This window comes from Spongiibacter sp., assembly GCF_984394615.1.
The window spans coordinates 1-3,954 of record NZ_CFHTQA010000079.1 but is presented as its reverse complement, the minus strand read 5'-3'; the positions used below and the strand labels follow the sequence as shown (position 1 = coordinate 3,954).

Genomic DNA, 3,954 nt, shown 5'->3' with positions numbered 1-3,954 from the left:
TGCAACTTTATTTCTCAGTATGATACTTTAATACTTAGTATGATACTTTATTACTCTCCCACAGGAAACACTACCGATAGTGGGCGCTTACTCAACCGTCACTGACTTGGCCAGGTTTCTGGGCTGGTCGACGTCGGTGCCTTTCAGAATCGCCACGTGATAGCTGAGCAATTGCAGCGGCAGGGTATAGAGGATGGGCGCGACAATATCGATAACGTGGGGCAGTTCAATAATCTGCAGGCCATCCGCAGCTTCAAAGCCCGCCGCCTTGTCGGCGAACACAAACAACTGGCCGCCGCGCGCCTGCACTTCCTGCAGATTGGATTTCAGTTTTTCCAACAGCTCGTCGTTGGGTGCCACCGCAATCACCGGCATATCGCTGTCGACCAATGCCAGCGGGCCGTGCTTCAGTTCACCCGCCGGATAGCTTTCTGCGTGGATATAGGAAATTTCCTTGAGCTTGAGTGCCCCTTCCATCGCCACTGGCCACTGGGCACCCCGCCCGAGGAACAGGGCGTGATGCTTGTCGGCAAAGGCTTCGGACATCTGCTGGATCGCACTGTCCAGTGCAAGGGCTTCGTCGAGCTGCACAGGCAGGCGGTGCAGCGCGGCAACAATCGCTTCCTCGTCGGCCTCGCTGAGGTCGTGATGGCGACCCAGCGCGACGGTCAGCAGCAGCAGCGCCACCAACTGTGTGGTAAACGCCTTGGTCGATGCCACACCGATCTCCGGCCCGGCCTCGGTCATCAGGTACATATCGGATTCGCGCACCAGTGAGCTGAGCGCTACATTACAGATTGCCAGACTGGCGGAGTAACCCAATGTTTTGGCGAGACGCAACGCCGCCAGGGTATCGGCCGTTTCACCGGACTGGCTGATGGTCACAAACAGGGTATTTTCCTGCACCTTGAATTTACGGTAGCGGAATTCGCTGGCCACCTCGACGCGGCAGGGCACGCCCGCCACACCTTCAATCCAGTACTTGGCGACCATACCCGCGTGGTAACTGGTGCCGCAGGCCACAATCTGCACCGACGACACGGTCGACAACAACTCATTGGCGCGTGCGCCCAGGGTTTCGACCAGAATTTTCTTGCTGCCCAGACGCGCCGCCAGCGAGCGCTGAATCACCATCGGCTGCTCGTAGATTTCCTTGAGCATATAGTGGCGATAGTGGCCGCGATCCGCCGACTCCGCGGCAGTATCAATCTGACTGACTTCGCGCACCACCGGCTGCTGCTGGGCATCCCAGATGCGGTAATGACCGGCGCTGACTTCAGCAATATCGCCCTCTTCCAAATACACAAAGCGGTCGGTGACCTGACGCAATGCGAGCTGGTCAGAGGCGATAAAGTTTTCGCCAATACCAATGCCGATCACCAGCGGGCTGCCTTTGCGGGCACAAACCAGCTTGTCGGGCTGATCAGCGTGAATCACCGCCAGACCGTAGGCACCCTCCAGCTCGGTCACGGCCAGTTTGACCGCACCCAGCAGATCGCGCTGCTGCTGGTAGTAGTAATGCACTAGGTGCACGATGGTTTCGGTATCGGTGGCAGAGACAAACTCATAGCCCAGTTCACGCAGGCGTGCGCGCAGGGCTTCGTGGTTTTCGATAATGCCGTTGTGTACCAGCGACAGCTTGCCGGAATTGTGGGGGTGGGCATTCACTTCGGACGGTTCGCCGTGGGTCGCCCAACGGGTATGGGCCACGCCAATGCGGCCCGGCAAGGGCTCATCCTTCAGCGCCTGCGCCAGCGCCTCCACCTTGCCCACTCGCTTACGACGATCGTTGTAACCCTCGGGGGAAATCACCGCCATGCCCGCCGAGTCGTAACCGCGATATTCAAGGCGCCGCAGGCCCTCCAACAGAATATCTGCCACTTCTCGCTGGGCAACAGCCCCGACGATTCCACACATAATAAATGCCTTCTATTTGATCGCTGTCAGGAGCGTTTCTGGGGACGCTTCCAACCCCGTATATTACGCTGTCTGCCGCGAGCAACACCGAGTTCGCCATCGGCAATATTGCCGGTGATCGTCGAGCCCGCCGCCACGGTCGCCGTGTCGCCCACGGACACCGGCGCCACCAGTGAGGTATTCGAACCGACGAAGGCATTATCACCGATGTCAGTGAGGGATTTATTCACCCCGTCGTAATTGCAGGTAATCGTACCCGCGCCGATATTCACGTTGCTGCCCAGTGTCGCATCGCCGACATAACTCAGGTGATTGATCTTGCTGCCCTCACCCACCTGCGCATTCTTGGTTTCAACAAAATTGCCGATGCGCGCGGCCTTCGCCAGCACGGTGCCGGGGCGCAGTCGCGCAAAGGGGCCAATGGTGCAGCCTTCACCAACCACGGCATCTTCCAATACCGAATTGGCACGTATCACACTGCCCGCCGCTACGCGGCTGTTGCTGATCACGCAGTTGGGACCAATCTCCACGTCGTCGCCCAGTTCGACCTCGCCCTCAAAGACGCAGTTCACATCAATGCTCACATCCTGCCCGATACGCAGGCGGCCGCGCACATCAATGCGATCGGCGTCCGCCAGGCTCGCGCCCTCGGTCATCAGCGCCTCGGCTTGCAGGCGCTGGTATTGGCGCTCCAGCGCGTTGAGTTGCAGGCGGTTATTCACCCCCTCCACTTCCCACAGCGCAGCGGGCTGGGCCACGTCCACCGCTACGCCCTGTGCCACCGCCATGGCGATGATATCGGTGAGGTAATACTCGCCCTGAGCATTATTCGCCGACAGCTTGGGCAGCCACTCACGCAGGTACTTGGCAGGCAGGGCCATCATGCCAGTGTTCACTTCTCGCACCATCAACTGCTCGGGACTGGCGTCTTTCTGTTCGACAATTGCCTGCACCGCACCGGAGACATCGCGAATAATCCGGCCGTAGCCAGTGGGGTTATCCAGCGTGGCGGTCAGCAGCACCAGATTATCGGCACAGCGATCCACCATATTCTGCAAGGTTTCGGCGCGCACCAGCGGCACATCACCGTAGGTAATCAGCACCGTGGCATCATCAGTCACACTCCCCAGACCCTGCGCCACCGCGTGGCCGGTGCCCTTCTGCTCGGCCTGCAAGGCCCATTGCAGCGCGGGATGTGCCACCGCGTCTTTAACCTGCTCGGCACCGTGACCAACCACCACATGAATCGCCGCCGGCGCCGTCTGCGCCGCCGCGTCTATTGCATGCTGCAACATCGGCTTGCCCGCCAGCGGGTGCAGCACTTTGGGTAACTTGGATCGCATGCGGGTGCCCTGACCCGCCGCCAGAATAATCACTTCCAGAGACACGGAATCATCCTATTGACGCGTTATCGGAATCTGGGTGAATGGTAGCGAATGCCGCCGGGCGCGACCAGCACGGTGAGCGTAAGTACTTGCTAAAGCGGGAAAATGGCGGGGTTTCATCCCCGCCAGCTATAGCGCAGGATTGGAAAGTTGGAAAACCGAGGCTGAGTAGCCTTTTACAAACCGATATGGAACTGAATATTGATGTCTTCGTTATTGATATCGAAGGCCTCTGCGCTTCCCGTTCCTGACAGTGACAAAGCTGTATTTTCAGTAAGCTCAATCTCTACTGACTTGTAGCGAGAGTAATATTGCATATTGCTTGTAGACGATGGCTGAAAGTAAATGTTTTTGTCACGCTTATTCGAATCCTCATTGAAGTAGAACTCTACATAATGAGCGTCCAGCCATACCTCACCGCCTTGTTGTGCCGGTAGCGGTAGTTCGCTGATAGAGGAAAAATAAACGTAATTCACGCTATCTGTTTGACGCTGATCGCCGTCAATGCGGGTCATTTCATAATTAGCTTGTGAGAAGCTGTGAATGGGTTGATGCACCAAACTGCCTGAATAGCTGTCATCGTTGTAGTCAACAAGCTCTAGGGAAGGTCTGCACAACCTCTCCCTTTTATAAAATATCGCCAAATTTCCGC

Annotated in this window: 3 protein-coding genes; all 3 read right to left on the bottom strand. The window is 57.5% G+C overall.

Translation table 11 applies throughout. From position 1 onward, the window contains the following. Positions 1 to 87 precede the first annotated feature (87 nt). Positions 88 to 1,917: a glutamine--fructose-6-phosphate transaminase (isomerizing) gene (gene glmS, locus AC5DB9_RS16455; RefSeq protein ID WP_272990639.1), complete on the bottom strand. Its 1,830-nt coding sequence runs from the start codon at positions 1,915 to 1,917 to the stop codon at positions 88 to 90. A 26-nt stretch (positions 1,918 to 1,943) separates the two neighbouring features. Beyond that, complete coding sequence (glmU, locus tag AC5DB9_RS16450; protein WP_273009445.1) at positions 1,944 to 3,305, bottom strand: bifunctional UDP-N-acetylglucosamine diphosphorylase/glucosamine-1-phosphate N-acetyltransferase GlmU; 1,362 nt, start codon at positions 3,303 to 3,305, stop codon at positions 1,944 to 1,946. Between the two features lie 173 nt (positions 3,306 to 3,478). Next, on the bottom strand, positions 3,479 to 3,954 hold a 476-nt coding region (locus AC5DB9_RS16445), incomplete at its 5' end, for a hypothetical protein (protein WP_483151533.1).

Excerpts from the sequence above, each read along its gene's own strand:
- glmS (WP_272990639.1), bottom strand. The coding sequence starts at position 1,917 with ATGTGTGGAATCGTCGGGGCTGTTGCCCAGCGAGAAGTGGCAGATATT.